Origin of the sequence: Granulibacter bethesdensis (assembly GCF_001889545.1) — a bacterium.
Classification (GTDB): Bacteria; Pseudomonadota; Alphaproteobacteria; order Acetobacterales; family Acetobacteraceae; genus Granulibacter; species Granulibacter bethesdensis_B.
On sequence record NZ_CP018194.1, the window covers coordinates 674,614 to 701,267 of the forward strand.

General features: G+C 60.7%; 24 protein-coding genes and 1 pseudogene. 21 read left to right on the forward strand and 4 right to left on the reverse strand.

Annotated features, from left to right (window positions below):
* Window positions 1–158 precede the first annotated feature (158 nt).
* The 3 genes from pgmG (at window position 159) to moaA (ending at window position 2,911) form a co-directional block, all read left to right on the forward strand.
* Complete coding sequence (pgmG, locus tag GbCGDNIH8_RS03045) at window positions 159–1,568, forward strand: phosphoglucomutase/phosphomannomutase PgmG (protein ID WP_072573572.1); 1,410 nt, start codon at window positions 159–161, stop codon at window positions 1,566–1,568.
* A 38-nt stretch (window positions 1,569–1,606) separates the two neighbouring features.
* The gene (locus GbCGDNIH8_RS03050) at window positions 1,607–1,807 is read left to right on the forward strand and encodes a DUF3553 domain-containing protein (protein ID WP_095206410.1); all 201 of its coding nucleotides are present in this window, start codon (window positions 1,607–1,609) and stop codon (window positions 1,805–1,807) included.
* Between the two features lie 105 nt (window positions 1,808–1,912).
* A complete protein-coding gene (moaA, locus tag GbCGDNIH8_RS03055) occupies window positions 1,913–2,911 on the forward strand; it encodes a GTP 3',8-cyclase MoaA (RefSeq protein ID WP_216634479.1) in 999 nt (332 codons plus the stop codon).
* A gap of 9 nt (window positions 2,912–2,920) precedes the next feature.
* On the opposite strand, the gene GbCGDNIH8_RS03060 is transcribed toward moaA, so the two are convergent.
* Together GbCGDNIH8_RS03060 and GbCGDNIH8_RS12795 are read right to left on the reverse strand one after the other, a co-directional pair.
* The gene (locus GbCGDNIH8_RS03060; protein WP_253736090.1) at window positions 2,921–3,796 is read right to left on the reverse strand and encodes a methyltransferase domain-containing protein; all 876 of its coding nucleotides are present in this window, start codon (window positions 3,794–3,796) and stop codon (window positions 2,921–2,923) included.
* A gap of 43 nt (window positions 3,797–3,839) precedes the next feature.
* Window positions 3,840–4,382 carry a hypothetical protein gene (locus GbCGDNIH8_RS12795; protein WP_157692532.1) on the reverse strand — a complete coding sequence of 181 codons (543 nt, stop codon included), beginning with the start codon at window positions 4,380–4,382 and terminating at the stop codon, window positions 3,840–3,842.
* 501 nt (window positions 4,383–4,883) lie between these two features.
* Between GbCGDNIH8_RS12795 and GbCGDNIH8_RS03070 the strand changes: the two genes are divergently transcribed.
* From GbCGDNIH8_RS03070 to GbCGDNIH8_RS03085, 4 genes are all read left to right on the forward strand, one after another.
* Window positions 4,884–5,105 (forward strand): helix-turn-helix domain-containing protein, encoded by a 222-nt coding sequence (locus tag GbCGDNIH8_RS03070; protein ID WP_072572046.1) that lies wholly within the window; start codon window positions 4,884–4,886, stop codon window positions 5,103–5,105.
* 52 nt (window positions 5,106–5,157) lie between these two features.
* On the forward strand, window positions 5,158–5,946 hold the full coding sequence (locus tag GbCGDNIH8_RS03075; protein ID WP_072573574.1) for a ComF family protein: 789 nt from the start codon (window positions 5,158–5,160) through the stop codon (window positions 5,944–5,946).
* 56 nt (window positions 5,947–6,002) lie between these two features.
* Window positions 6,003–6,263: a glutaredoxin 3 gene (grxC, locus tag GbCGDNIH8_RS03080; RefSeq protein WP_072573575.1), complete on the forward strand. Its 261-nt coding sequence runs from the start codon at window positions 6,003–6,005 to the stop codon at window positions 6,261–6,263.
* Between the two features lie 105 nt (window positions 6,264–6,368).
* A complete protein-coding gene (locus GbCGDNIH8_RS03085) occupies window positions 6,369–6,869 on the forward strand; it encodes a DUF1178 family protein (protein WP_072572047.1) in 501 nt (166 codons plus the stop codon).
* 1 nt (window position 6,870) lies between these two features.
* Here the strand turns inward: GbCGDNIH8_RS03085 and ubiG are convergent, their stop codons facing one another.
* On the reverse strand, window positions 6,871–7,626 hold the full coding sequence (gene ubiG, locus GbCGDNIH8_RS03090; RefSeq protein WP_072572048.1) for a bifunctional 2-polyprenyl-6-hydroxyphenol methylase/3-demethylubiquinol 3-O-methyltransferase UbiG: 756 nt from the start codon (window positions 7,624–7,626) through the stop codon (window positions 6,871–6,873).
* 157 nt (window positions 7,627–7,783) lie between these two features.
* Here ubiG and GbCGDNIH8_RS03095 point away from each other — a divergent pair, with 157 nt between their 5' ends.
* The 10 genes and pseudogenes from GbCGDNIH8_RS03095 to GbCGDNIH8_RS03140 form a co-directional block, all read left to right on the forward strand.
* The gene (locus GbCGDNIH8_RS03095; protein ID WP_072572049.1) at window positions 7,784–9,013 is read left to right on the forward strand and encodes an aspartate kinase; all 1,230 of its coding nucleotides are present in this window, start codon (window positions 7,784–7,786) and stop codon (window positions 9,011–9,013) included.
* Between the two features lie 4 nt (window positions 9,014–9,017).
* Window positions 9,018–10,085: an NAD(P)H-dependent flavin oxidoreductase gene (locus GbCGDNIH8_RS03100; protein WP_253736091.1), complete on the forward strand. Its 1,068-nt coding sequence runs from the start codon at window positions 9,018–9,020 to the stop codon at window positions 10,083–10,085.
* 249 nt (window positions 10,086–10,334) lie between these two features.
* Window positions 10,335–12,626 (forward strand): phosphoenolpyruvate--protein phosphotransferase, encoded by a 2,292-nt coding sequence (locus GbCGDNIH8_RS03105; protein WP_253805633.1) that lies wholly within the window; start codon window positions 10,335–10,337, stop codon window positions 12,624–12,626.
* 331 nt (window positions 12,627–12,957) lie between these two features.
* Window positions 12,958–14,172, forward strand: coding sequence for a helix-turn-helix domain-containing protein (locus GbCGDNIH8_RS03110; RefSeq protein WP_072572050.1), 1,215 nt, complete (start codon window positions 12,958–12,960; stop codon window positions 14,170–14,172).
* Window positions 14,173–14,284: 112 nt separating this feature from the next.
* Window positions 14,285–15,448, forward strand: coding sequence for a flavodoxin-dependent (E)-4-hydroxy-3-methylbut-2-enyl-diphosphate synthase (gene ispG, locus GbCGDNIH8_RS03115; RefSeq protein WP_072572051.1), 1,164 nt, complete (start codon window positions 14,285–14,287; stop codon window positions 15,446–15,448).
* 86 nt (window positions 15,449–15,534) lie between these two features.
* A complete protein-coding gene (gene hisS / locus GbCGDNIH8_RS03120) occupies window positions 15,535–16,782 on the forward strand; it encodes a histidine--tRNA ligase (protein ID WP_072572052.1) in 1,248 nt (415 codons plus the stop codon).
* Entirely contained in the window at window positions 16,779–17,837 is a 1,059-nt protein-coding gene (gene prfA, locus GbCGDNIH8_RS03125; RefSeq protein ID WP_072573578.1) for a peptide chain release factor 1, read from the forward strand. The genes hisS and prfA overlap by 4 nt, the downstream gene beginning before the upstream one ends.
* On the forward strand, window positions 17,837–18,619 hold the full coding sequence (locus GbCGDNIH8_RS03130; protein WP_253805634.1) for a class I SAM-dependent methyltransferase: 783 nt from the start codon (window positions 17,837–17,839) through the stop codon (window positions 18,617–18,619). Before prfA ends, GbCGDNIH8_RS03130 begins: the two co-directional genes overlap by 1 nt.
* A 4-nt stretch (window positions 18,620–18,623) precedes the next feature.
* On the forward strand, window positions 18,624–19,490 hold the full coding sequence (prmC, locus tag GbCGDNIH8_RS03135; protein ID WP_072572054.1) for a peptide chain release factor N(5)-glutamine methyltransferase: 867 nt from the start codon (window positions 18,624–18,626) through the stop codon (window positions 19,488–19,490).
* 389 nt (window positions 19,491–19,879) lie between these two features.
* A pseudogene (locus GbCGDNIH8_RS03140) lies at window positions 19,880–20,182 on the forward strand (DUF4167 domain-containing protein); the annotation flags it as partial.
* Between the two features lie 553 nt (window positions 20,183–20,735).
* Here GbCGDNIH8_RS03140 and GbCGDNIH8_RS03145 read toward each other — a convergent pair.
* A complete protein-coding gene (locus GbCGDNIH8_RS03145) occupies window positions 20,736–21,593 on the reverse strand; it encodes an NUDIX hydrolase (RefSeq protein ID WP_072572055.1) in 858 nt (285 codons plus the stop codon).
* Between GbCGDNIH8_RS03145 and GbCGDNIH8_RS03150 the strand changes: the two genes are divergently transcribed.
* The 4 genes from GbCGDNIH8_RS03150 (at window position 21,592) to GbCGDNIH8_RS03165 (ending at window position 26,642) form a co-directional block, all read left to right on the forward strand.
* Entirely contained in the window at window positions 21,592–23,592 is a 2,001-nt protein-coding gene (locus GbCGDNIH8_RS03150) for an ABCB family ABC transporter ATP-binding protein/permease (protein WP_301335568.1), read from the forward strand. The two genes, GbCGDNIH8_RS03145 and GbCGDNIH8_RS03150, sit on opposite strands and share 2 nt — an antisense overlap.
* 53 nt (window positions 23,593–23,645) lie before the next feature.
* Entirely contained in the window at window positions 23,646–23,936 is a 291-nt protein-coding gene (locus tag GbCGDNIH8_RS03155) for a hypothetical protein (protein WP_072573580.1), read from the forward strand.
* Window positions 23,937–24,113: 177 nt separating this feature from the next.
* Complete coding sequence (gene rpmB / locus GbCGDNIH8_RS03160) at window positions 24,114–24,416, forward strand: 50S ribosomal protein L28 (RefSeq protein ID WP_025286128.1); 303 nt, start codon at window positions 24,114–24,116, stop codon at window positions 24,414–24,416.
* 174 nt (window positions 24,417–24,590) lie between these two features.
* Window positions 24,591–26,642, forward strand: coding sequence for a hypothetical protein (locus tag GbCGDNIH8_RS03165; RefSeq protein ID WP_072572056.1), 2,052 nt, complete (start codon window positions 24,591–24,593; stop codon window positions 26,640–26,642).
* The last annotated feature ends 12 nt before the right edge of the window (window positions 26,643–26,654 follow it).

A 26,654-nucleotide genomic window follows, 5' to 3' on the forward strand; every position in this document is an offset into this window, starting at 1 on the left:
CCTGGTAGGTCAGCCGGTTTTTTCTGCGGTGCTTTCTGATCATGCCTCTGGACGATCATGCGTGCATGGCGAAGAATCACCGGACGACACAGCAAGCCAGCAGATACGATGTCCTGTCACACAGTGTGGTGCATCGTATCAGGGAGAATGAGCGGACCATGGCCTTTACGCACCAATTCGATCCGACCTCTTTGCGTGAATACGATATTCGCGGCATCGTGGGCCGCACGTTGCACCCCGCTGACGCTTTCGCCATCGGGCGGGTATTCGGAACCATCGTCGCGCGTGCGGGCGGCAGTACGGTGGCGGTCGGCTATGATGGTCGTCTCTCCTCGCCGGAGCTGGAGCCAGCTCTGGTGGAAGGGCTGAAGAAAAGCGGCATCGATGTCATCCGCATTGGCCGTGGCCCGACCCCGATGCTGTATTTCGCGGCGACGACGCTGGAAACCGATGGTGCCATCATGGTGACCGGCAGCCACAATCCGCCGGACTATAACGGCTTCAAGATGATGCTGGGCCGCAAGCCATTTTTCGGCAAGCAGATTGCCGAACTGGGTGCCATGGCGGCGCGTGGCGACGTGGTCGATGAAGCCAGCGGCACCGATCGGGCGGAGGATGTGTCCGCCGCCTATGTGGCCCGCCTGATTTCCGATTGGGATGGCGGTGATCACCTGCTGAATGTGGTGTGGGATAACGGCAATGGCGCAGCGGGCGAGGTGCTGCAAAAGCTCGTACCCAGCCTGCCGGGGCATCATGAAATCCTGAATGGCGAGATTGATGGCACCTTCCCGGCCCATCACCCCGATCCCACCGTGCCGAAGAACCTTCAGCAGCTGATCAGCGCGGTTCGCAGTAAAGGGGCCGATCTTGGTATCGCTTTCGATGGTGATGCGGACCGTATCGGCGTGGTGGATGATACCGGAGAGATCCTGTTCGGCGATCAGCTTCTGGTGGTGTTGGCCAGGGATGTGCTGAAGCAGCATCCGGGTGGCACCATCATCGCCGATGTAAAGGCGAGTCAGGTTCTGTTCGATGAAGTGGCCAAGGCTGGTGGCACGCCGCTGATGTGGAAAACAGGCCATTCACTGATCAAGGCGAAAATGGCGGAAACCGGTGCTCCGCTGGCAGGCGAGATGTCCGGCCATATTTTCTTTGCCGATCGCTGGTATGGGTTTGACGACGCGCTGTATGCCGCTGTGCGCCTGCTGGGCATTATCGCGCGGATGGATGGCAAGCTCTCTGCCGTGCGCAGCGCATTGCCGCAGGTGATCAACACGCCGGAGTTGCGCTTCAACTGCGACGATACCCGCAAATTCGGCGTGATCGAGGAAGTCGCTGCCCGTCTGCGTCAGGATGGCGCCAATGTCGCGGAAACCGATGGTGTGCGGGTGCTGACGGAGGATGGCTGGTGGTTGCTGCGTGCGTCCAACACGCAGGCGGTGCTGGTGGCGCGTGCAGAGGCAACCAGCGAGGCAGGGCTGGAACGGCTGAAGGCCGCCCTGGTCTCCCAGCTTGAGCAGAGCGGACTCGCGGCACCGGATTTTTCCGGTGAGAATGCCGGTCACTGAGTTGAACAGGTCACTGAGTTGAACACAGGCCGGGCTGCATGATGGGCAGAGCGTTTTCCTCCTATCTGGAGCCCGGCCAGTATGTCCGTCATCCGCAACAGCCGGATTGGGGGCTGGGGCAGGTCCAGTCTGCCATCGGGGAGCGGGTGACGGTCCATTTCGAACATGCGGGCAAGGTGCTGATCAATGCCCGCATTATCTCGCTTCTGGTGGTGGATGACCCTTCAGCCGCGTCATGACAGAGCATCTTTGTGACAGGCTTCTCTTGACGCTCGTATGGGGACGGTCGATCTAGAGGGGGTGATGAACACTGCATCGCCCATCGAGCGCCGGACCATACTGCCATGATCGATCCGTTCGGGCGCACTATTACCTATCTGCGGGTTTCCGTCACTGACCGCTGTGACCTGCGCTGTACCTATTGCATGGCAGAGGATATGACCTTCCTCCCGAAGCGCGATGTGCTGACGCTGGAGGAGCTGGACCGGCTGTGCCGTGTGTTCATTGACCTTGGGGTACGGAAACTGAGGCTGACTGGCGGGGAGCCGCTGGTGCGTCGGGATGTCATGCAGTTGATTTCCCGCCTTGGCCGGCATCTGGAGCATCGTGGCGGGCAAGGGCTGGAGGAGCTGACCCTGACCACCAACGGGACGCAGCTGGCCCGTCATGCGGAGGCTCTGGCGGCGGCGGGGATGAGGCGGATCAATGTCAGCCTTGATACGCTCGACCCGGAAATCTTTCGCTCGATTACAAGGCGAGGGCACCTGGAAACGGTGCTGGACGGCATTTTCGCCGCTCGGGCTGCGGGGCTTGCGGTGAAGATCAACGCGGTCGCGCTCAAGGGGCTGAACGACCATGAATTTGACCGCATGCTGGGATGGTGCGGTGAGCACGGTTTCGATCTCTGCCTGATCGAGACCATGCCGATGGGCGAAATCGACGAGGATCGTACCGATCGCTATCTGCCGCTTTCTCTGGTACGGGCCCGGCTGCGGGAACATTGGACGCTTCAGGAAACCGATTATCGCACAGGCGGCCCGGCCCGGTATTTCACGGTGCAGGAAACCGGGCGCAGAATCGGCTTTATCACGCCGATGACACATAATTTCTGCGAAAGCTGCAACCGGGTGCGGCTGACCTGTACCGGCACGCTCTATATGTGTCTCGGTCAGGATGATGCGGCTGATCTGCGTCGTCCATTGCGGGAGGGAGCGGATGATGCCGCCCTGCGTCAGGCCGTGCAGGAGGCGATCACTCGCAAACCGAAAGGCCATGACTTCATCATCGACCGCCGTACGCATACGCCCTCTGTTGGTCGGCATATGAGTGTGACGGGCGGCTGAGGCGGCTGGTCAGCCCGGTTCTCTCGGGGGTGGGCCAAGAATGTCGGCCAGACTGACCTGACCACTGCCGCGTCGTGCCGGTTTTGGCTGACTGTCGGCGGGGCCCCAGCCGGTCAGCATGGCCAGACGCAGCCTTGCCTGCATATGGGGCTGCCCTTCCTGCGTCAGATGCGACAAAGCGAGCGGAAACAGTGAAAGCGGCGGTATGCTGCGATCACGCAGCCGCACGGCGTTGGTCTCCCCGGCGGCGCGCAGATCGTGCAGCAGCGCCATCGGGGTCGTATAGAGCAGTGTCACCTCATCCTGATCAGCAACGGGCAGTGCAAATCCCGCGCGTTGCAGCAGGGCAGCGCCATCCTGCAGGGTGGCGAAAGGGGCGACGCGCGGCGATGCGCCGCCAGTCAGGCTGTCTTCCGCACGACTCAGCGCCTCCCGCAGCGTATCGAGCGTGCCGAGCACCGGCATGCTGGCCAGAAACAGCCCATCCGGTTTCAAAGCCTGCCTGATTTGCACCAGCGCGCCGGGAAGATCATTGATCCAGTGCAGCGACATGCTGGCGACTATCAGATCGAATGAGGCCGGCGCGAAAGGCAGCCACTCTTCATCTGCCGCGAGGCAGGGCGTGCCGGAGAGAGAGGCCATGGAGGGTGACAGGTCGCAACTGACGGTATGAATCCCGCGTGCCCGCAACAGAGGGGCGATGCGGCCCCGCCCGCCTATGTCCAGCGCATGGCTGAACGTGCGGGTAACATCGTCCAGCCGGTCCAGCAGACGACCGGCCAGCTCATCCAGCACATCGGCGACGGAAGTGATGCCATGCCGCGCGGCCCGATCCCGGTGCAGCCGGACGGCATGGCGGTCGAATATAAGGACGTCATCGGACATGACGCCCAGCATAAGCCGAGTTGGCTGTTCAGGAAACGCTGCCTCAGAACGTTGAGACGGTTCCCTGAATCAGGCCTCCAACAGCCCCGACAGTGGTGCGGGCAATGGCGGAGACCAGATTGAAAACACTTCTGATCAGACCGGGCTGATCCGGTGTGCGGGTAATCTGTTCCTGAGTCTGGGTCAGCAGATTGCCCCAGCTATCAATATAGCGGTTGAAATCCTCCGGATTGGCAGAGGAGCCATCGAGGCCAACCACATGCAGCCCGGTATTATCGGGAATGACCATCAGCAGAAACGGTCCATTGCCCTGCAAATGGCCCTCCGTCAGCTTCAGGGCGCTGATGATGCGGGCTGCACGGGCGTAATCATAGGTTCCGGTCAGGAAATCGCAGTCGGTGGCACGGTCGGCGGGAACCTCCGGCATCTGCACCAGCCAGCGCGTCAGAATCAGGTTGGGGGCCACGACAGAGGCGGCATTGGCTGCCTGGGCCGTCGGCAGGCGGCTGGTAAAAGCCTGGCAGAAGCTGCGGTTACGGTTGAGATCACCCGGTTTCAAAATCACTACCGCGGTCGGCATCGGCACAAGAAAGGTCGAAGGTCCGGCGAGTTTTGTTGCAAAAACCGTATTGGCGGATGTCAGTGGCTCGGTGTTGGAGGGGGATGAGCCGTTGACCCGTTTGCTCCCGGCACAGAACAGGCGGCCAGAGAAGCGAGCAGCAGGAGAGAAGGAATATACCGGACATATCGCATTGGTTTTGCGCTCATAAGCACAGGATAAAAATGATAACGATTTCGTTATAATATATTTGTTTTCAGGAAAAAATCCTTTGAAATAGTTTTCAAAATCAATACGATAGTGCTGTCTTTTCGAATCTTTGAAGCGTTCGGTCTTGGGCGGTACCACGACTGTGGTCTGCGCCTATCCCTCATTGCCCGGAGAAATGGACGACGACTGGCCGCGTACTCCCATCCACGCGGCAAGCCATTCGTCGGCGCCAGACGATAACCTCTTTTATCGCCTAAAACGACGAATCGGAACGATTATTCCTGGAACGATCGTTCCGACGCGGGCTCCTGTGCGAGCATGGAGCTGAAAGAGGTCATGGCGATCAATCTGCGTCGGATGCGTCATGACAGAGACATGACGCAGGAAGAGCTGGCAGACCGCGCCGGCCTGAGTGCCCGGTATATCGGTGCGATCGAGCGCGCGGACGTGTCGGCGAGCATCACGGTGCTGGGGCAGATCGCTGAGGCGCTGGGTGTCGAGCCGGGTACATTGCTGACGGTATCACCCTGCCTTGGCTGACTTTTCCATTCCTGCCGCGAGAGCGGGCAGGTTCCTGACTGTTATGCCAACCATGATGCGTTCGGCCGGGTTGCGTCTGCTGAACTGGCTGATTCCACCGACATGCCCGGTCTGTCATGCCGAAACTCCCATGACAGGGCCTGATGGCCTGTCCAGCCTGCTCTGCGCTTCCTGCTTCGCCACGCTGAATTTCATCGTGCCACCCGTCTGCCAGTGTTGTGGGCGTCCCATGGATGCGGCGGAGGGCATTGCACCGGATGGTGTGTGTGAGGTTTGCCGGACCAAACCTCCGTCATTTCGTCATGCGCGTGCGGCGCTGCTGTATGATGAGGGATCACGCCGGATCATTCTGCCGTTCAAGCATGGTGATCGCATGGCGCATGCCTCCTTGCTGGCGCGCTGGATGGCGGATGCCGGGGCCGATCTGCTGCGGCAGGCGGACTGGTTGCTGCCGGTTCCATTGCATCCCTCGCGTTTACGGCAAAGGCGCTACAACCAGTCGGCCCTGTTGTGCCGGGCGCTGTCGCGTCTGACCGGCGTGCCGGCCATGCTGGACGGGTTGCAGCGTATCCGCCGCACCCCGAGCCTCGGCACACTGAGCGCCACGCAAAGGCGACGGATGATGCGGGGAGCCATTCAGATACGCCCTGCCAGAAGGCAGAAGCTGCATGCGGCCCGAATCATCGTCGTGGATGATGTGATGACCAGCGGTGCGACCGTTTCCGCCTGTGTCAGGGCGCTCTATGCGGCAGGAGCTGCCTCTGTTGATGTTCTGACTGCGGCGCTGGTGGAGTTGCCGGATGAAATACCCTTGTCAGGACAGGCCAAAACCCCGATGTGATGGGGCCTGATTCTGTTTCCCCTGATACAGTCCCCCCGATACAGTCAAGGAAGACAATACCGTTGATCGAAATCTATACGCAGCCTTACTGCCCATATTGCGCGCGTGCGCTTGCCTTGCTGGAGAAGAAGCAAGTGCCGTTCAAGGAAATTCAGGCGCTTCCCGGCTCTCCCGCCCGGGCGGAGGCAAAGCAGCGCTCTGGCGGTCTTACCAGCGTGCCGCAGATCTTCATCGGGGGCCGCCATATCGGTGGCTGTGACGACATGATGGCGCTGGAGGCGGCGGGGGAACTGGACCCGTTATTGCAGGCTGCCTAAGCTGCATAAACGATAAACACGTTTTTTAACCTCCCTGATCCAGCCTGATGGCCGCCTCTGGAAATGGGAAAGAGTATAAGATGGGTGGCCGGATAACGACGCGGAATGATCCATTATTGTGTTCAGTGCCAGCATGGGCACAGCTTCGACGGGTGGTTCGCCAGCAGCAGCGCATTTGACCGTCAGGTTGAGGCTGGTCTGATCGAATGTCCGGTATGCGGTGATACGCAGGTGGAGCGTGGCCTGATGACGCCCTCCCTGGGTCGTAAAGGCAATACGCTATCCGAACATGTGCCTGAAGCCCTGCCTGCTGCTTCGGCCTCCGATGGTCCGGTGCAGGCTGTATCCGTGCCCGCGCCTGCAATGGCTCCTGCCGCAGGGGTTCCTGCCCAGTTGCGGGCGGCCTTGCAGGCTCTGCGGGCACAGGTGGAAAAGCACTGCGACCCGGTGGGAGAGAAATTCGCCGAGGAAGCCCTGCGTATTCATCGGGGCGAGGCGGAGGCCCGTGGCATTTACGGTCAGGCCACTGCCGAAGAAGCAGAGATGCTTCAGGATGAAGGTGTTTCCTTTGCCGCCATTCCCTGGGTTCCCCGCTCAGACAGCTGAGTTAACGATCTCTTTGCGCGGCGATGATGTAATTGACGGACAGATTCCGGCTGATCATCCAGCGCCCTCGCAGCGGCTGGAAGCTCAGCCCGGCACTGTCGAAGGGACGCAGACCCGCCTGACGCAGCAGGCTGGTCAGCGCGTGCGGGGCAATGAAACGCTGCCAGTCATGCGTGCCGACCGGCAGCCAGCGCAGCAGATATTCTGCCCCGAGCTTCGCCACCGCCCATGACCGTGCGGTGCGGTTCAGGGTGGAGATAAAAACCCGCCCGCCCGGCTCCAGCAGATCATGCAGCAGGGACAGGAAGGCAGCAGGATCGGGCACATGCTCGATCACTTCCAGTGCGGTGATGGCACGGAAGCGCTGCCCCTCTGCCAGTAATTCTTCAGCGGTTCCGGCGCGGTAGGACAGATCCAGCCCGGCAGAAAGAGCGGCATGTTCCTGTGCCGCCACAATAGCCTCCGCTGCGGCATCCAGCCCTAAAACCCTGTAGCCCTGATGGGCCAGCGCCTCGGCAGCGAGGCCCGCGCCACATCCCACATCCAGAATGGTGGCATCCTGCATGGCGGACTGATCAGGCAGGTGCCCGGTCACCCAGCCGATCCGTGCAGGATTCATCATATGCAGCGGTCGCATCGGGCCATACGGATCCCACCAGCGGGAAGCCAGCGCATCGAAGCGGGAGACCTCTTCCTCCGAAACATTCGCTGCCGGAGCATGAGCGGCATGTCTGTCATGCGAATCGACCTCGGCCATCACTCTCTCCTTCGTGCGGGACAGGTTGCCCCCGCTGCGTGTCATCGTTATGTGTCTGCCCGCGCGCCGGGAGGCAACCCGCCTGTGACGGGATCGCCCTTCGCCGCAGCGGGAAAGGGGCATTCCCACCCGTTGGTCGCTTGTTCCGGGAAGTAACATGGCCCGCATTGTCATGAAATTCGGCGGCACATCCGTCGGTGATCTCGACCGCATCCGCAATGTCGCGCGTCTGGTCAAACGCGAGGTGGATGCCGGGAATGAGGTTTCGGTCGTCGTCTCCGCCATGTCTGGCGTGACCAATCAGCTTGTCGGCTACTGCCAGTCCCTGTCGCCGCTGCATGATGCGCGGGAATACGACACGGTCGTGGCCACAGGGGAGCAGGTCACCACCGGGCTGCTGTCGATCGCGTTGCAGGAGGCAGGCGTGGATGCCCGCTCCTGGCTTGGCTGGCAGTTGCCGATCCGCACCGATAATGCCCATGGAAAAGCCCGTATCGAAAGTATCGAGGGCGGCGAGCTGATCAACCGTATGCAGTCCGGTCAGGTGCCCGTTGTGGCGGGTTTTCAGGGGATTGGCCCAGATCATCGCATCACCACGCTTGGCCGGGGCGGCTCTGACACTTCGGCGGTGGCGGTGGCGGCGGCGGTGCGGGCGGATCGTTGTGATATTTATACCGACGTGGATGGGGTCTATACCACCGATCCGCGTATCGTTTCCCGCGCCAGAAAGCTGGATCGTATTTCGTATGAGGAAATGCTGGAGCTGGCCTCTGTCGGCTCCAAGGTGCTGCAAACCCGCAGTGTCGAGCTGGCGATGAAGGAACGCGTGCGCGTCAGGGTTCTGTCCAGCTTCGCAGACCCTGAAGGCGAGAATGTCGGCACATTGGTAGTGGATGAGGACGAGATCGTGGAAAAGGAAATCGTGTCCGGCATTGCGTATTCGCGGGACGAGGCAAAGATCACTGTCCGGCGGGTGCCGGACCGGCCCGGCGTGGCGGCGCATGTGCTGGGACCGCTGACGGAAGCCAATGTGAATGTGGACATGATCGTCCAGAACGTGGCGGAAGACGGCACAACCGACATGACCTTCACCGTCGGCACCGCCGATCTGCCGCGTGCCCAGGCCGCTTTGTCGGCGGCTCAGACGGAGATCGGCTTCGCGGAGATGGCTGCTGACCCGCAGGTTTGCAAGATCAGCGTGGTGGGTGTCGGCATGCGCAGCCATGTCGGCGTGGCAACCACCATGTTCCGCACGCTGGCGGAAAAGGGGATCAACATCCAGGTGATCTCCACCAGCGAGATCAAGGTGAGTGTGCTGATCGCCGAGGAATATGCGGAACTCGCGGTGCGGGCCCTGCATACCGCGTATGGTCTGGATGCGGTCTGATCGCATGACGGATATCACTCAGGCCAGTAACGCTGCTGCTCTCGACCCTCGCAGCCTGGCGGCCGCCAGTGTCAGGCTGGAAGAGTTATGGTCCCGCGGCACGGAGTTTCTCGGTTCCCGGTACGCGATTCTCGGCGGTGCAATGAGCTGGGTGAGCGAACGGCATCTGGTCTCCGCCATTTCCAATGCGGGTGGTTTCGGCGTGATCGCATGCGGCTCCATGATGCCGGATCAGCTGGCAGCGGAAATTGCCGCCACGCAGGCGCTGACCACCCAGCCTTTTGGCGTCAACCTCATCACCATGCATCCGGCGCTGGATGATCTGATCCGCGTGTGTCTGGAGGCGAAGGTGGGCCATATCGTGCTGGCGGGTGGATTGCCGCCGGGCGGCGCCGTGCGGGCGGTCAAGGATGGTGGCGCGAAACTGATCTGTTTTGCACCTGCCCTGGTGCTGGCGAAACGTCTGGTCCGCTCCGGTGCTGATGCGCTGGTGATCGAGGGGGCAGAGGCCGGGGGGCATATCGGTCCGGTTTCACTGACTGTTCTGGCGCAGGAAATTCTGCCTCATCTGCGGGATGTTCCTGTGTTTGTCGCGGGTGGTCTGGGCCGGGGTGAAGCGATCCTGTCCTATCTGGAAATGGGGGCGGCCGGAGCGCAGCTCGGCACTCGCTTTGCCGCCACACGTGAAAGCATTGCACACGATAATTTCAAGCGGGCCTTTTATCGCGCCAATGCCCGTGATGCCCTGCCAAGCGTACAATTGGATGAGCGCTTCCCGGTGATTCCGGTGCGGGGGTTGATCAATGAAGGCACCCGCCAGTTCATGCGTCATCAGTTGGAAACCCGCGACCGCTTCCTGTCGGGTGAATTGACGCGGGATCAGGCCCAGCTTGAAATCGAGCATTTCTGGGCCGGGGCGCTGCGCCGCGCCGTGATTGATGGCGATGTGGAGCACGGCTCGGTCATGGCCGGGCAGTCTGTCGGTATGGTGACGGGTGAACAGGCCATTCCGGAGGTAATCGCGGAACTGGTGGAGCAGGCTGTTTCCGCCATAGCGCTCCGCAGCCTGTAAGGCAGGGCAGGCTTCTCAACAAATACGGGCTATTCGGCAGCTTCTTCATTCTGTGGGAGACTGCCCCATATGGCTTTCGTTGACCAATCGGTCATGCAAGATTGTCTTTCGTGATTCGCGACAGGACGCGGCGATGGACAGGACAGGGCGGCAGAGGATGCGCTGGGCGGGGCAGAGGAGCGACAGCTTCCTGTTCCTCCGGCACGTCCCGCGCTTTTATGCGCCTTTGTGTCCGGGCCTGATATTGCCATGGTGATGCGTCCTCCTGCCGCACCGCGCCGCCTGCTGGCCCGGTTGCGGGCACTGATGGCCGGCGACGAGGCGCCGTTGGCAGAGCTGGTGCGGCTTGTCGCGTCCGAGCTGGTCAGCGAAGTCTGCTCGATTTACGCCCTGCGTCCCGGCGAAATCCTCGAACTGGTGGCGACTGAGGGATTGTATCCCGATGCGGTCGGGCGCACCCGGCTGCGGCTGGGCGAAGGAATTGTCGGCATCGTGGCGGCGTCCGGTCAGTTGCTCAATCTGCCTGATGCGCAGAATCATCCGGCCTTTGCCTATCGGCCTGAAACGGGGGAGGAGCTTTATGCCTCCCTGCTGGCGGTTCCGGTGCGCCGGGGCGGCCGGGTTCTGGGTGTGCTGGCCGTGCAGAACAGGGCGGTCCGGCGTTACACCGAGGATGAGGTGGAGGTACTGGAAACCGTCGCCATGGTGCTGGCGGAATTGTTTGCCGCCACCACACAGGATAGTGCCGACACGATTTTCACCACGACGGTCCAGCGTCGCTTCGTCGGCACGCGGCTGATGGGTGGAATTGCGGTCGGGCCGGTGATCCTGCATGGCGCCGGGCCTCCACCGCGTAATCTTCTGGCGTCTGATCCGCAGGCTGAGATGGAACGGCTGATGGCAGCCGCTCGTCGCATGCAAAGCGGCCTTGATGAGCTGATCGAGCAATCCCTGTCCTCGGTCAGTGAGGCGGAAAGTGCCGAAGATGGCGTAACACTGGATGAAGATTCTCTTTCCGAGGGTGCAAAAGCAGCCTCGCGGGAGGTGCTGGAGGCTTACCGGCTGCTGGCTGCGGATAGCGGCTGGCTGCGCCGGGTGCGGGATGCAGTCGGCAGCGGCCTGACCGCAAAGGCGGCGGTACATCGGGTCAGCGGCGAAATCCGGGAGAAAATGCGCAAGATCGCCGACCCGTATATGCGGGAGCGTCTGGCCGATATGGAGGATCTGGCCCTGCGTCTGCTGGCGGTGCTGGATGGGGCGGAGCATGGCCCGGTACCACCCGGTGCCATTCTGGTGGCACGGCGTCTGGGACCGGCGGAACTGCTCAATTGGCACGGCAGGGGTATTGCGGGGGTCGCGATCGAGGAAGGCACGACAGGTGGCCATGCCGCGATCATCGCCCGTGCGCTTGGCCTGCCTGCGCTTGGTGATCTGCCCAATCTGATGGATGCAGTGGACGAGGGCGATACCGCCATTGTCGATGCCGAGCAGGGGCTGCTGATCTTCCGGCCCGAAGAGGAAATGCGGATCGCCTATTTGCGGGCAAGGGAGGCATCACAGGCGAAACTGGCGCATTGGGCTGAGCTGCGGGAGCGTCCTTCCCGCAGCAAGGATGGCACGCCGTTCACCCTGATGTTGAATATGGGACTGACGCTGGAGCTGGATCAGCTTGACCTGACCGGCGCTGCTGGCATCGGCCTGTTTCGGACCGAAATTGCGATGCTGGCTCATGGCCGTATGCTGGATGCGCGGGAACAGGCGGAGATTTACGATCGTGTGCTGACACAGGCGGGGGATCGTCCTGTCATGTTCCGCACGCTGGATCTTGGCGGCGACAAGATGCTGGCCGAGTCTGGTGCGTCGGTTGAGGAAAACCCGGCCATGGGCTGGCGCTCCCTGCGTGTCGGGCTGGATCGGCCTGCGGTGATGCGGCGTCAGTTGCGTGCTTTGATTCAGGCGGCTCGCGGGCGGCCTTTATCGGTCATGTTCCCGATGGTGGCGACACTGGCTGAATTCCGTGCCGCGCGAGCCCTGCTGCAAGCCGAAATAGAGCGTGCCGATATTCCGCCTGTGACGCTGGAGGTTGGCTCCATGCTGGAAGTGCCATCCCTGCTGTGGCAGCTTCCTGATCTGCTGGCCGAGGTGGATTTTCTGTCCGTTGGCACCAACGATCTGCTTCAGTTTCTGTTTGCGGCGGATCGCGGCACCCCTCTGCTGGCAGGACGATATGATTTTCTGTCTCCTGCTATGCTTGATCTGCTGGAAGAGGTCAGTATTGCTGCCCATAATACAGGCTGCCGCCTCTCTGTCTGTGGTGAGGCGTCATCACGACCTCTTGAGGTGCTGGTCATGGCAGCGCTGGGTATATCTACATTTTCCATGGCTGCTTCTGCTTTCCCTGCGGTGAAGGAAGCCGTGTCGCTGTGTGATCTGCCGGCCTTGCGGCGCGTTCTGATGTCTATTCGCGGGGGAGAGAAGGGGGCGGCCTCCTATCGTGAACCTCTGGTTTCATGGTGTCGGGAACAGGGGCTGGATATCTGATTGTTGGTGATATCTGCTCGCGATAATGGGAAAAACCGCGCATGCCCGATATTATTACAGCCTGTTGGCAAGTGTCGTGGACTGGGATTAGATGCAGCGCCTGTGGAAGATGGTCTCTCAACCATGAGTATCCATGACGGGATATGCATGAGAGGCGTCGTTTTACGTGCTGGCTCTACTCTTCCTGTTTTCTCATGCTGGGCCTGATCCGGATGCCAAGTTTTTCAAAGCTGTGCGAGCGATCATATCGGGTACCAGGGGGGTTGACTGTTTCCATGCCTGAGGTCGGAGGCTCTGCGACATGGGTATGAGAGGATTGTCTGGTGACGCCATGACCGGGAATGCCCAGGGTGTGGGCGGCGAACTGCGCGCTGTGCGTGAACATCTGGGTTGGGCGCTGGAGGACGTGGCGGCTTCACTGCGTATACGGGCAGCCTATCTGCTGGCTATTGAGGAAGGCCGGGTGGGGGATCTGCCCGGCACCAGCTATGCGATGGGTTTCGTGCGCACCTATGCCGCCAGTCTCGGGCTTGATCCGGATGAGACGGTGCAACGCTTCAAGACCGAAGCAGGTGCGAGCCATCATCAGCAGGAGCTTCATTTTCCTGCCCCAGTGCCGGAACGCGGCGTTCCCGCGGGGGCGGTTGTGCTGCTCGGGGCAGTGATCGCTGTTGCAGGTTACATCGGCTGGTACAAACTATCGGCAAATCATCCTGTGCCGGATGCGGTGCAGGAGGTTCCCGAGCATCTTGCGCCGCTGGCCCGCAAAGAGGAAGCAAAAACGCCGGTCGCCAGCCCCCCATCGGCGCCTGCAACTTCGCAGGCGCAGCCTTCTGCACCGCCCTCTGCGTCTCCTGCACCGGTGCCTGGCGCAGAGACGCATCAGGCCCAGATCCCATCGAATGGACCGGGGGGCACGCAGGCTGAAACTGCTGGTGCATCAGCGCCATCCCACCCTGCTGATCATCAGGGGGCCGAGCACCAGACATCGGAGCGGGCAGCGGACGCTCCCATGACGTCTCCGTCTGCTGTGCCACCTGCCTCATTGCAGCCCTCTTTTGCTGCGGGCCAAACTGTTCCACCCCTTGGGCCATCCCATGGGCCGGACGCGGGAAAACCTGTCGCGCCGGCTGAGGATAAAACGCTGCGTGGAATCGTGTTGAAAGCCAGTGCCGATGCATGGATGCAGGTAAAGTCCCAGAATGGCACGATCCTGTTGAACAAGGTTCTGCATGCCGGCGAAAGCTGGGCCGTGCCGGAGGCTCAGGCCGGGCAGGGACCATTTCTGCTGACCACCGGCAATGCCGGGGGCACGCAGATTGTGCTGGATGGGCATGATCTGCCTCCTCTGGGTAACAATGGTGCCGTCCGTCGCAACGTGCCGCTGGAAGCCGAGGCGCTTCAGAAAGCGGCACAGTCAGCCATACCGGGCCAGTCCCGCTCTTCTGTCAGATCCTCTGCCTCTCCTGAACCTGCTTCCGGTCGATCATCCAGTGTGTCTTCTCCGGCACCACAAGGTCAGGATCAGGATAATTCGGCCGATTAGGGGCAGCCATGACGTGGCTTTTGTGGCACAATCCACGGAAGTGACCCATTTTAAGGGTGTGCGTCCACTGGGGCGCCATCGTGTCGTATTGGCGTGAATTGGAGCAGGCTCAATGAGCTATCGTCCCTATCAGCAGATTGAGCGGCGTAAATCCCGGCAGATCCATGTCGGCAAGGTTGCTGTGGGTGGCGATGCGCCCATCAGCGTGCAGACCATGACCAATACGCTGACGACCGATGCGGAAGCGACGATTGCCCAGATTCGCCGTGCCGAACTCGCGGGCGTCGATATCGTCCGGGTCTCCTGTCCTGATCAGGAAAGCACCATTGCGCTGAAGGAAATCGTGCGCGAGGTGAACGTTCCCATTGTGGCGGATATCCATTTCCATTATCGCCGCGCCATTGAGGCTGCCGAAGCCGGTGCAGCCTGCCTGCGTATCAATCCCGGTAATATCGGCAGCGCCGAGCGTGTTCGTGAAGTGGTGAAAGCCGCCCGCGATCATGGCTGCGCCATCCGTATCGGCGTGAATGCCGGTTCGCTGGAGCGGCATCTGCTGGAGAAATACGGTGAACCCAATCCGGATGCGCTGGTGGAAAGCGCGCTGGAACACGCCAAAATTCTTCAGGACCATGATTTCCACGAATTCAAGATCAGTGTGAAAGCCTCTGACGTGTTTCTGGCGGTGGCGGCTTATCAGCAACTGGCCGAAGTCTGTGATCATCCTTTGCATATCGGCATTACCGAGGCGGGTGGCCGCCGTACTGGCACGGTGAAATCCGCCATTGGTCTCGGCAATCTGCTCTGGGCGGGCGTCGGCGATACGATGCGTGTCTCTCTCTCCGCCGAACCGGAGGAAGAGGTGCATGTCGGCTGGGAAATTCTCAAGGGCCTTGGCCTGCGCCATCGTGGCGTGAAGATCATCTCCTGCCCGTCCTGCGCCCGTCAGGGCTTCAACGTGATCGAGACTGTGGCCGCGCTGGAGGAGCGTCTGGCGCATATCCAGACTCCGCTGACGCTCTCGATCATCGGCTGTGTGGTCAATGGCCCCGGTGAGGCGCTGATGACCGATATCGGCCTGACCGGCGGTGGAGGCGGTCGCCATATGATCTACAATGCGGGTAAGACCGATCACACCATTGCTGCCGACGGCATGGTCGATCACATTGTCACGCTGGTGGAAGAAAAAGCCGCCCGCATTGTTGAAGAAGAGGCTGCTGCCAAGGCCGCGGCCGAGCAGGCCGCTACGGAAGCCGCGCTTCAGCACGAAACCGTTTAGTCCGGCTCCGTTCTGTTTCTGGCGCGGGGCGCAGGCTCCGCGCCTTTTTCGTGTCTATCCATCACCCGAGTGTATCGAGACCGCATATGGCCGCCTTGCAACCCCCCAGAGGCACTCATGATCTGATCGGAGAAGATCAGCGTCGTTATCGCCATGTCGTGGAGACCGCCCGCCGGATCGTGGGGCTGTATGGCTTCGACGAATGGGCCACGCCGGTTTTCGAAGATACGAAAGTCTTCAGTCGCACTCTTGGTGAAACCTCCGACGTGGTGACGAAGGAGATGTACACCTTCACTGATCGCGGCGGAGAAGGGCTGACCCTGAGGCCGGAGGGAACGGCGGCCATCTGCCGTGCTCTGGTCACCAATGGACTGACTCAATCCCTGCCACAGAAAGTGTTCTATGCCGGGCCAATGTTCCGCTACGAACGGCCCCAGAAAGGGCGCTATCGCCAGTTCCATCAGATCGGGCTGGAACTGATCGGTGCTGCGGAACCGCTGGCGGATGCGGAGGCGATTGCCTGCGGCCGGCAGATCCTGAACGCACTGGGCATTGGTGGCAGCGTGGTGCTGGAACTGAACACGCTGGGCGACAAGGCCAGCCGCGATGCTTATCGTGAGGCGCTTGTGGCCTATTTCGCGGCGCACCGGGAGGCTTTGTCGGAAGAGAGCCGCACCCGGCTGGAGCGTAATCCGCTGAGGATCCTGGACAGCAAGGATCAGGGGGATCGCGCGCTGATCGCTGATGCGCCGGTGATTTATGATCATCTGACAGAAGAGGCCGCTACGTTTTATGCCGGGCTGAAGCGTCATCTGACGCAGCTTGGCGTTCCGTTCCGGGAAAATCCGCGGATCGTGCGGGGGCTGGATTACTACAACCATACCGCTTTTGAATTCGTCACGGACGCGCTGGGATCACAGGGCACTGTGCTGGCCGGTGGCCGCTATGATGGTCTGGTGGCGGAGATGGGTGGTCCTGCCACCCCTGCGGTGGGCTGGGCTGCCGGGATCGAGCGCCTGTCCATGTTGCTGGCCGAGCCGCCTGCCGCCCCTGCTCCGGTTGCGGTGGTGCCGGTGGGTGAGGAAGAAGAAGCGGCGCTGGATGTGGTACAGAGCTTGCGGGCAGCGGGGTTGCGGGCGGAAATGGCCTATCGCGGCAATCTGAAGCGTCGCATGGAACGCGCCAACAAGGCTGGTTCCTGGGCCGCGGTTATCCTCGGCACGGAGGAGCGGGCGCGGGGCGTGGCGCAGGTCAAGGATCTGCGCAGCGGTGAACAGCAGGAAGTGGCGCTAGATGGTCTCGCCGCATGGCTGCTGGCGCGTGGGGTGGCATGAGTTTTACGGCAAATCTCGACCGGATCGTCGCGCGGGCCGAGGAGTTGCGGGCCTCCCTGTCCGAAGGGCTGAGTGGTGACAGCTTCGCGGCGGCCTCGCGGGAACTGGCGGAGCTGGAGCCGGTCGTGGCCCGGATCGAGGAGTTGTGGGTTGCGGAGCGTGGTCTGGCCGAGGCGGAGGCCATGCTGGCCGATCCCGATATGCGGGAGCTGGCCGAGAGCGAAGCCGAAATTCTGCGTGAAAAATTGCCGTCCCTGATACGGGAAATCCGGATCGCCCTGCTGCCTAAGGACGAAGCCGATGAGCGTTCGGCCATTCTGGAAATTCGTCCTGCGGCGGGGGGGGATGAGGCAAGCCTGTTCGCGGCACAGCTTTTTTCCATGTATCAGCGTTATGCGGAAATCAGAGGCTGGCGCTTCGAGATTCTCGACTATGATGATACCGGCCTCGGTGGGTTGAAGGGTGGTATGGCGGAAATCACCGGCCGGTCAGTTTTTGCACGGCTGAAATATGAAAGCGGCGTGCATCGTGTTCAGCGTGTTCCGGCCACGGAATCGCAGGGGCGTATCCACACCTCCACTGTGACCGTCGCAGTGCTGCCGGAGGCGGAGGATGTGGATGTGCAGGTGGATGAAGGCGATCTGCGTATCGATGTGTATCGGGCATCGGGCGCAGGCGGCCAGCACGTCAATAAAACCGAGAGTGCCGTGCGGATCACCCATCTTCCCTCCGGTATCGTCGTGGCGATGCAGGAGGAAAAGAGCCAGCACAAAAACCGCGCCAAGGCGATGAAGATTCTGAAAGCACGCCTGTATGAGCAGCAGCGTGCCGCCCTGCATGCCAGCCGTGCTGCTGATCGCCGTGCCCAGGTGGGAACGGGGGATCGCAGCGAGCGCATCCGCACCTATAATTTTCCGCAGGGGCGTGTGTCGGATCATCGCATCAATCTGACGCTGTACAAGATTGATCGTGTCATGCTCGGCGAGCTTGATGATTTCGTCGATGCGCTGACAGCAGAGGATCAGGCCGCCCGTCTTTCTGCGCAGGAGCTATGATGACACAGACGCATGCTGCACAGGCTGCACATATTGAACGGCAATTCGGCATCCGTGCCGAGGCCTATGTGAGTAGTGACGTGCATGCGAAGGGTGCTGATCTTCACCGCCTGATTCAGGTGCTTGAACCGTACCGGGGCGGTGTGATGCTCGATCTCGGCTGTGGCGGTGGGCATGTTTCCTTTACGGCAGCCCCGTTGATGCAGCATGTGGTGGCTTGTGACCTGTCTTCCCGTATGCTGGAGGCGGCAGCGGCGGAGGCAGCCCGGCGTGGGCTGCATCAAATCGAAACAGTGTCCGGCACGGCGGAGGCTTTGCCATTTGCGGATCATCATTTCGATGTCGTTGTCAGCCGTTACAGCGCTCATCACTGGCCGGATTTCGAGGCTGGATTACGGCAGGCCTACAGGGTTCTGAAGCCGGGTGGCCTCGCAGTGTTCATGGATACGGCAGGATTTGCCGAGGCTGCAGCCGATACGGTGTTGCAGAGCATCGAATTGCTGCGTGATCCGTCGCATGTGCGTAATCGCACTCTGGCGGAATGGGTGCAGGCGCTGGGACGGGCCGGGTTCTCGATCGAGGATGCACGCAGCGATAGTCTGGTCATGGATTTCGCGGCATGGCTGGCGCGTATGGCGACGCCGCCTGTGCATGAAGCCTCCATCCGCGCTTTGCTGGCATGTCTGCCGCACGCCCTGCGTACTCGTCTTGGGGTGCAGGATGAAGCCATCTCAAGCTGGGCTGTGCCGATTGTTTTTCTGATCGCGCGCCGGGCCGCGTGACATCATGTCCGAGACGATCCGCGTAGCATTGAACCGGGCTGCCTCGGCTCTTGCTGCGGCGGAAGTGGACTCTCCGCGGGTGGAGGCACGGCTGATGCTGGGTGCGCTGCTCGGGCTGGATGCGACCGGGTTGCTGCGCGACAGCGAGCGGGAGGTGACACTGCCCCTGCTCGACGAATGGATCGAGCGCAGGGTAAACCGGGAGCCGCTGGCCTATATTCTGGGCGCGCGGGAGTTCTGGGGCCTGTCTTTTGCGGTGGCGCCTGACACGCTGATTCCACGGCCGGATACGGAAACGCTGATTGAGTATGCGCTGGCGTTGCGTCCTCCGGCGCAGGGGATGGTGCGGCGTGTGCTTGATCTGGGAACCGGCACGGGATGCCTGCTGCTGGCGGCGCTGCATGAATATCGGCATGCCACGGGTCTGGGTATCGATCGCATACAGGGGGCGGCGGCATTGGCCCGTCGCAATGCGGTATCTCTGGGCATGGCGGATCGGGCTGCATTCTGTGCAGGAGACTGGGCCTCCTGCTGTGCGGACAGGTTTGATCTGGTCCTGTCCAATCCGCCCTATATTCCTGAGAGGGATATGGCAGAATTAATGCCTGATGTTCGTGATTATGAGCCTGCCTCCGCCCTTGCTGCCGGGAATGGCGGTATGGAGGCCTATCGCCGGATCATTCCTTCTTTGCCCGATCTGCTGACCCCGTCCGGTATCGCGATTCTGGAGCTGGGGATCGGGCAGGAGACCGAGGTTGCAGCCTTGGCGGGACAGGCCGGATTACGCGTGATCGGATGCCGTGCCGATCTGGGCGGTATTGCCAGAGCGTTGGCGCTTGGCCTTGATGCTGTCAGCCTCCTGCAAGAATGACGTGTGGTGAAAAAGCGTCGTCAGGTGGCCTTCCACAAGGCTGCGTGACAGGTTTATGTGGTATGCATTGACTTGACGTATAAAATTGCCCCAGAACAACTGTGTGGGCAGCTTCGCGGCGTTCCGGGCGGCAGGTCTGGATCAATTTATCCAGTTTTTGCAGACTCTATGATCCGGTGATGTTCGGGATGTGCCGAGAGGCAATTATCTATCTCCGGGCAACGGCGTGAAAATGCTTTTGGCAGCCCGCCCATGAACTGGAATGCAGATACGGCCCGGACGGAGGAGCTGGCTCCGTCAGGGCGCACACAGCGCGGTCGAGCGTCTGATGACGCTGGCTTGCGCGGCCTGGCAAAAGCAAAGCGAACGGGAATCGCGACGGCAAACGCATGAATATGAAACGTATGCGCGGACGGAACCATCGCGGCGGCGGTGGGGGCGGCGGCGGTGGCGGAATGCGCCACCACAATAATGGTAATATTCCGCTTAACCGGAACCATGTTTTCGACAGTAACGGCCCCGATGTCCGCGTACGTGGCACGGCACAGCAACTGTTCGAGAAATATCTGCAACTGGGTCGCGATGCGACCAGCAGCGGGGACCGTGTGACGGCAGAAGGATATTTCCAGCATGCCGAGCATTATTTCCGCATTATGAATGCGATGCTGCAGGCGCAGCAGCAGAATCAGCAGAATAATGGCGGCCACCATAACGGCAACCAGTCCTATAACGGTCAGAACGGCAATGGCGTAGGCCCTTCAGGTTACGGCCAATATACGCCTTCCCAGCAGCAGGATGCTCAGGAGCGTTCGTTCGATCGTCAGAACGAGCGGTTTGATCGCTCCCGGGATGAAACGTCACAGGGCGAGGGTGGTAACACCGCGCATGCTGCACCGGAACGACAGACTCTTGATCTGTCCGTCCAGCAGGCGGAGACCACGGTGTCTGCCGCTGCCGAGACACAGCCTGATGTCCCGCCGGCTGATCAGCATGCCCATCCGTCTCATCAGACGGAAGAGCAGTCTGCTGCGGTTCCGCGTCCGCGGGGCCGTAGGCCGGGTCGTCCACGCACCCGGCATATCGCGCCGGAAGGCGTGGGTGATCAGCCGGAACTGCCTGCCATCCCCGCGGATGCCGGGGAAGCCTGAGAGCATCTTCGCGCTGTTATGAACCAGCAGAAAAGCTGTCAGCTGAGGCTGGCAGCTTTTTTTGTGGCGATATCAGCCGCCGGAATTATCAGCAGACTCATGCTGCGGGATGCGGCTCATCATACAGGGCGCGTGAAACAAGCTCCGCTTCCGCGCCGTGGATCAGACCGAGACGCAGGAACAGGTCGATCAGCACCAGATTGACATTGAACTTGAACTCATCCGTCTCGGCGACGATCTCCATGGCTCGTTTGACCGGCATGAGTTCGAACCCGGCTGCTTCCCCATCTTCTGCATGCGGGATGAAGCTTTCCGGCAGGTCCAGGTCGAAGCAGTGCAGCACATCGCGGCGCAGACCCTCTGGCCGCTCCAGCCGATAGGTCAGCACGGCTACCTTGCGCGCCTGACGGGCCAGCGCCTCGGGAATGGAAGCTTCTTCGGCCGCTTCCTTGATCAGGGCTTCAAAAGGAGAATATCCGGCGGGAATGCCGCCCGCTGCCAGATGATCGAGCTTGCCGGGGTCGAGCGGACGGGTGGCGCTGCGGCGGGAGACCCATAGATGCAGCCCGTCCGAACGATGCACCAGCCCGTTCGCATGCACACCTTGCGCCAGCACGCCGAGCATGGGCAGGACGCCACGATCGAGCTGGAACAGAACCGGCCCGTCGATCGTTTCCCTGATGTCGAATGGTTCATCTCGCCACAGAAAACCGGTGTTTCGGTGCAGCGCCCTTTCCAGCAGCGCAGGCAGGTCCGGGTTGTCACCGCTCAGTGTCACCCCATCTGTGTCGAGCCGCAGGGCATGGGCAGGTAATTCCTGCTGTGCCTTCTTCAATGCAGGCAGCAGGTGAGGGGAGACCCAGCCTATCTGCCGTTTGCCCAGTCTGAAGGGTAGAAAATGGCCCGGTAGTACAAGAGAGCGACAGGCGGCGACAGGGCGTAAAAAAGGGCTCATGAACGGCGCTCTGCTGCTGACATGTGTTTCTGATGGATGGAGGCGCGGGGCGGGGTGTGTCAATGATCGTATTGGCAGGGATCCGGATGCCCGGTTGCACTATGAGGTTTCAAACAAGGGAAGGAGCAGGATCATTTCCACGACACTGAGAGCGCCGGCATCTGGTCAGGATTCTGTAAGGCCGGTCGGGCAGTTACCGCCGCCACGCAATGCCTGGGCGACAATCCGCTCGCTGCTGCCCTTTCTTTGGCCGAAGGATAATGTCTCGGCCCGGATGCAGCTGGTTGCGGCAATGGCTGCTCTGATCCTGTCGAAAGTGGCAATGGTGTATGTGCCGGTCGTCTATAGTCAGGCGGTGGATGCACTTACGCCGCACGGGCCGCAGGGGCTGATCTATCTGCCGTTGGCTCTGGTCGTGGGTTATACGCTGCTGCGGGTGGCGGGCGCCTTGTTCGGGGAACTTCGTGACGCGCTGTTCGCGCAGACACAGGCGCAGGCTTCCCGCATGCTGGGGCTGGAGACGTTTCGCCATTTGCATACGCTGTCGATGCGGTTCCACCTGGACCGGCAGACTGGGGGGTTGGGCCGTAACATCTCCCGCGGGGTGACGGCGGTGGAGCAGGTGTTGCGTTTCGCCGTGTTCAACATCCTGCCGACGCTGATCGAAATCCTGTTGGTGATCGGGATTTTGTGGGGGCTGTTCGACTGGCGTTTTGCGCTGGTCGCTTTTGCGGCGGTCGGGACTTACATTCTGTTTACGGTGGGTTTTGCCAGTTGGCGTATCCGTTTTCGCCGCACCATGAACGATATGGACACGGAAACGCAGAACCGTACCGTGGACAGCCTGTTGAATTTCGAAACGGTCAAATATTTTGGCAATGAGGCGCTGGAAGCTGAGCGGGTGGATGAAAGTCTGCGCCGCTATGCCCGCTCCATGGTCAAGACACAGATTTCCTTGAACCTGCTGAATATCGGGCAGGCAGTGATCATTTCCATTGGTCTGGGAGCCATCATGCTGATGGCGGCGCAGGGCGTGGTGGAAGGGCGTTACTCGGTGGGCCGGTTCGTGCTGGTCAACACCTATCTGATGCAGCTTTATCTGCCGCTGAACTTTCTGGGCTTTGTCTACAACACCATCCGTCAGGGGCTGGTGGATATGGAGCAGATGTTCCGCCTGATGGAGGTGGAGCAGGAGGTCAAGGACCGTCCCGGTGCGCTCACACTGCCAGCCACGCTTGACGGAGGCGCTCCCGCCTCGCTGGTGTTTGATGATGTCTGGTTTGGTTATCATGAGGAGCGCCCGATTTTGCGCGGTGTTTCCTTTGCCGTGCCGCCGGGTGGAACGCTGGCGATTGTCGGGCCGACCGGGGCAGGAAAATCGACTATCAGCCGCCTGCTGTTCCGTTTTTATGATCCGGGACAGGGCAGGATAGTGATCGATGGACATGATATTCGCGATCTCACCCAGCAAAGCCTGAGAGCCGCCATCGGTGTGGTGCCGCAGGATACGGTGCTGTTCAATGACACGATTCGCTACAACATCGCTTATGGTCGTCCCGGTGCGTCGCAGGCGGAGATCGAGCATGCTGCGCGGCTGGCGCAGGTGCATGATTTCGTGCTGCGCCTGCCGGAAGGCTACGACACCAGAGTCGGGGAGCGCGGTCTGAAGCTCTCCGGCGGGGAGAAGCAGCGTGTCGCCATTGCGCGCACGATCCTCAAAAATCCCCGTATCCTGATTCTGGATGAGGCAACCAGTGCGCTCGATACCCGCACAGAGCAGGAGATCGGTGCGGCTCTGCGGGCTGTTTCACAGGCGCGGACGACGCTGATCATTGCCCATCGTCTTTCCACGGTGGTCGATGCGGATAGCATCATTGTGCTGTCGGAGGGGAAAGTGATCGAGCAGGGAACCCATGCCGAGCTGCTGGCAAAGGCAGGTGTCTACGCACATATGTGGGACGCCCAGCAGGAACAGCCTGCCGATCTGATTCCGGTTTGAATCTGAAGCCGCTCCGGTCGATAAGTGGCGCCATTACGAAGAAGGAGGCCACCATGGCCACAGATGAAACACAGCATGATCACGACGCGCAGGATGACATGCTGCCGCAGGATCTGAGCCATGCGGGGGCGGTGGTCGATCAGGCCATTGCCTTCATGACCGACAAACAGCTCAATTCGCTGTCGATCGCATCGGCATTGCTGAGCGGTTCCCTGTCTATGCTGGGCCGTTCACTGGATGATGCCAGTGTGATCGCGGTGCTGGAGAATGCTATTGCCAGTGTCCGTTCAGGGGAACTGAAGCGCCTGCGGGAGGCAGCGGCCACTTCTTCCGGCCGCGCCTGACGGTCGAGTCGTCTGACTGTAAACGCCCTGGTGCTGCGCCGCACCGATGGCTGTCCGGCGCTTTTATGGGTCGCCCGGATGACAGTTTGCTTGACGTAGAGGCTTCGCTTCGCCATAAGGCGCCTTCCGAAAGAACCTGGTCGGCGCAAGCTGACCCTTTCCGCATGGGATTTGATCATGTCGCGTCGCTGCCAGATCACGGGCAAAGGCGTGCTGACCGGCAATAATGTCAGCCACGCCAACAACAAGACCCGTCGTCGTTTTCTGCCGAATCTGCAGGTAGCTGGCCTGCTGTCCGACACGCTGGGTACCTCTGTCCGCCTTCGTCTGTCCACCCGTGCGATCCGCACCGTGGAAAAGAACGGTGGCATTGATGCCTTCCTGTTGGGCACTCCGGACCGCCAGCTGCCGACCGAGGCCCTGGAACTGAAGCGTCGCATCACGCGTGCTCAGGCCAAGAAGGCCGAGGTTGCTGCCTGATTTATTCAACCGTCAGGCTGACTGCAAAAAAAACCGCCGCGGCGTCTGCCCGGCGGTTTTTTTTTATGTCTTGAGCGCGATTTCCGGCAAACTACTCCTGAATGTGCAGTCAGGAATAGAGTGCTTATTCTTTCACCATAGCGCCTTTATTTTTCAGAAGCAGGAATTTTACAGATGGTTGCGATCACTGGCTCGTCTACCGTGTTGGCTGCCTATGGTCAGGCTGTCGCCAATGTTCTGGATAATAGCGGTGCAACCACGGCCTATATTTATCCGACCATTCTTCAGGATGGGACGCTCTCTGTTATATCCACGACTCCCATTGTTAATCTGACCTCTGCGACACCTTACGGATATGCGGATTGCTCCAGCTGGGTTCATTACGTCATGAACACGTTGGCGCCGGTGCAGGATGCCTATGTGCAGGCGCTGAGAAATGCTCCGCTTTATAATCAGACGGTGAAGGCGTATGGCGGCCATGAAGTCGTTCTGAACGGCTCATTCCAGCCTTGGGCGCAGGCCAATGTGTTCCAGGATGCCTTCGCTTCAGCCAGCGCGGGAACAAACGGGCTTCAGACAATTGACGTCAATAATGCCTCGGTCGGTTTGACGGCATTGCAGGCGGGGGATCTGATTGCTTATTCAACCGGAATCTATACTGATCCTGATGCTGCCAATGCACCGACCAATCCGGAACTGAACGCGACGGGGGATACCGGCCATGTGATGGTGGTCAGGGATACGCCGACGACCGTGGCGGTTTCTTCATTGCCTTCTGACCAGCAAACAGCCCTTGCGGTGGCCGGTGTGGTGACGGTGTATGCCGTTGATGTGATCGACAGCAGTGATGTCCCACACGCTAATGATTCCCGCCCGGAAAACAGCGGCAACCATTATGTGCAACGTGTTCAGGACGGGATTCTGCCTGCTGCTGCCTCTATCCATGCTGGTGGCATCGGCATGGGGACGCTGTATTTCGGCGCGACTGCCAGTGGACAGATTACTCATCTGATGTTCCGGGACGATTTCGGATGGCATCCAACCAGCAGTGCTCCTTCTGCATTGAAACTCTCTGCGGCCCGCCTGATCGGCAGTGTTGATCTGGATGCAGTACTGGCCAATCTGCGGAGTGCAGGCGTGGCAGTGACCGATAATCGTCTGACTGTCACGGTTGATCCCAATGCGGCTACGACGGTGGCCGGTAATACCTATGCGATGACTACCAATCTGACCGGATCGGCCGGGTTGCTGGTGCAGGGCGGCGGTACGCTGACGCTCAATGGCAACAGCAGCTATAGCGGCGGGACCGTGCTGAACGGGGTCACGCTCCATGTCACTACGGCAACCGGTGCAGGTACGGGTGGTATTGCTACCCAGGCTGGCAGCAGCAACACGATTTGGCTGAACAGCGGGGTTGAAACCGTCACTGCCAATGGTACGGATACCATTCATGCCGGAGCAGCCAATGTGGCCATGAAAGGCACCGGCACTTTCCTGTTCATTGGTGGCAGCGGAGTTTCGACGGTATCCGGAGGGGCTGGTGCATCGACATTGCTCGGTGGGAGCGGCGGTGGCGTTTATCAGGTCGGTACATCGGGCGTTGCCGCGGCGCAGGGAAATACGACCTTAGTCGGGGCGGGCCATAACAGTCTGCTGTTTGGCGGAGAGTCCAGTACTGTGATATTCGGTTCTGGCACGGACACGCTCGTTGGTGGATCAGGGCAGGGGGTGCTGGTCAGCGGCGGCGGCAACATGATTGTAACTGGCAACGGGCAGTCCAGCGTGTTTGGCGGACAGTCTGGCCAGGATACGGTAGTGGCGGCTCAGGGAAGCAACACTGTCATTGCTAGGGCCGGGAATATGGCGCTGGTTGGTGGAGGTAACACGACCTTGTGGGGCGGTTCCGGTAACACCGAACTCTGGACGGGCGCCGGGTCGATGCAGGCTGTGTTGGGCAGCGGACAGAATGCGATCTTTCTCGGCAGTGGCGCGGCCACTGTTTTCGCCGGGACCGGTCAGGACGTGTTTCAGATGACCAGGGGACAGACAGGCGGCAACGCCGAGATCTACGGGTTCAATGCGGCAGCGGATACCGTCCGGCTCAGCGGTTATGCCACAGGTGATGTTTCCGTCGCGGCACAGGGCGGAAACAGCGTTATGGCGCTGGCGGGTGGTGCGACAGTCACTTTTGTCGGTGTGACCGGACTGCACTGGCAAGCCTCCTGAGCAGCCGGAAGG

Coding starts and splice junctions, on each gene's coding strand:
- hisS (WP_072572052.1), top strand. CDS start 15,535: ATGGCCGCCTTGCAACCCCCCAGAGGCACTCATGATCTGATCGGAGAA.
- prmC (WP_072572054.1), top strand. CDS start 18,624: ATGTCCGAGACGATCCGCGTAGCATTGAACCGGGCTGCCTCGGCTCTT.
- GbCGDNIH8_RS03075 (WP_072573574.1), top strand. CDS start 5,158: ATGATGCGTTCGGCCGGGTTGCGTCTGCTGAACTGGCTGATTCCACCG.
- moaA (WP_216634479.1), top strand. CDS start 1,913: ATGATCGATCCGTTCGGGCGCACTATTACCTATCTGCGGGTTTCCGTC.
- GbCGDNIH8_RS03145 (WP_072572055.1), bottom strand. CDS start 21,593: ATGAGCCCTTTTTTACGCCCTGTCGCCGCCTGTCGCTCTCTTGTACTA.
- GbCGDNIH8_RS03105 (WP_253805633.1), top strand. CDS start 10,335: ATGGTGATGCGTCCTCCTGCCGCACCGCGCCGCCTGCTGGCCCGGTTG.
- GbCGDNIH8_RS03165 (WP_072572056.1), top strand. CDS start 24,591: ATGGTTGCGATCACTGGCTCGTCTACCGTGTTGGCTGCCTATGGTCAG.
- rpmB (WP_025286128.1), top strand. CDS start 24,114: ATGTCGCGTCGCTGCCAGATCACGGGCAAAGGCGTGCTGACCGGCAAT.
- GbCGDNIH8_RS03110 (WP_072572050.1), top strand. CDS start 12,958: ATGACCGGGAATGCCCAGGGTGTGGGCGGCGAACTGCGCGCTGTGCGT.
- GbCGDNIH8_RS03130 (WP_253805634.1), top strand. CDS start 17,837: ATGACACAGACGCATGCTGCACAGGCTGCACATATTGAACGGCAATTC.
- GbCGDNIH8_RS03050 (WP_095206410.1), top strand. CDS start 1,607: ATGATGGGCAGAGCGTTTTCCTCCTATCTGGAGCCCGGCCAGTATGTC.
- GbCGDNIH8_RS03095 (WP_072572049.1), top strand. CDS start 7,784: ATGGCCCGCATTGTCATGAAATTCGGCGGCACATCCGTCGGTGATCTC.
- GbCGDNIH8_RS03100 (WP_253736091.1), top strand. CDS start 9,018: ATGACGGATATCACTCAGGCCAGTAACGCTGCTGCTCTCGACCCTCGC.
- pgmG (WP_072573572.1), top strand. CDS start 159: ATGGCCTTTACGCACCAATTCGATCCGACCTCTTTGCGTGAATACGAT.
- GbCGDNIH8_RS03070 (WP_072572046.1), top strand. CDS start 4,884: ATGGAGCTGAAAGAGGTCATGGCGATCAATCTGCGTCGGATGCGTCAT.
- GbCGDNIH8_RS03150 (WP_301335568.1), top strand. CDS start 21,592: ATGAACGGCGCTCTGCTGCTGACATGTGTTTCTGATGGATGGAGGCGC.
- GbCGDNIH8_RS03085 (WP_072572047.1), top strand. CDS start 6,369: ATGATCCATTATTGTGTTCAGTGCCAGCATGGGCACAGCTTCGACGGG.
- ubiG (WP_072572048.1), bottom strand. CDS start 7,626: ATGGCCGAGGTCGATTCGCATGACAGACATGCCGCTCATGCTCCGGCA.
- GbCGDNIH8_RS03155 (WP_072573580.1), top strand. CDS start 23,646: ATGGCCACAGATGAAACACAGCATGATCACGACGCGCAGGATGACATG.
- prfA (WP_072573578.1), top strand. CDS start 16,779: ATGAGTTTTACGGCAAATCTCGACCGGATCGTCGCGCGGGCCGAGGAG.
- GbCGDNIH8_RS03060 (WP_253736090.1), bottom strand. CDS start 3,796: ATGTCCGATGACGTCCTTATATTCGACCGCCATGCCGTCCGGCTGCAC.
- ispG (WP_072572051.1), top strand. CDS start 14,285: ATGAGCTATCGTCCCTATCAGCAGATTGAGCGGCGTAAATCCCGGCAG.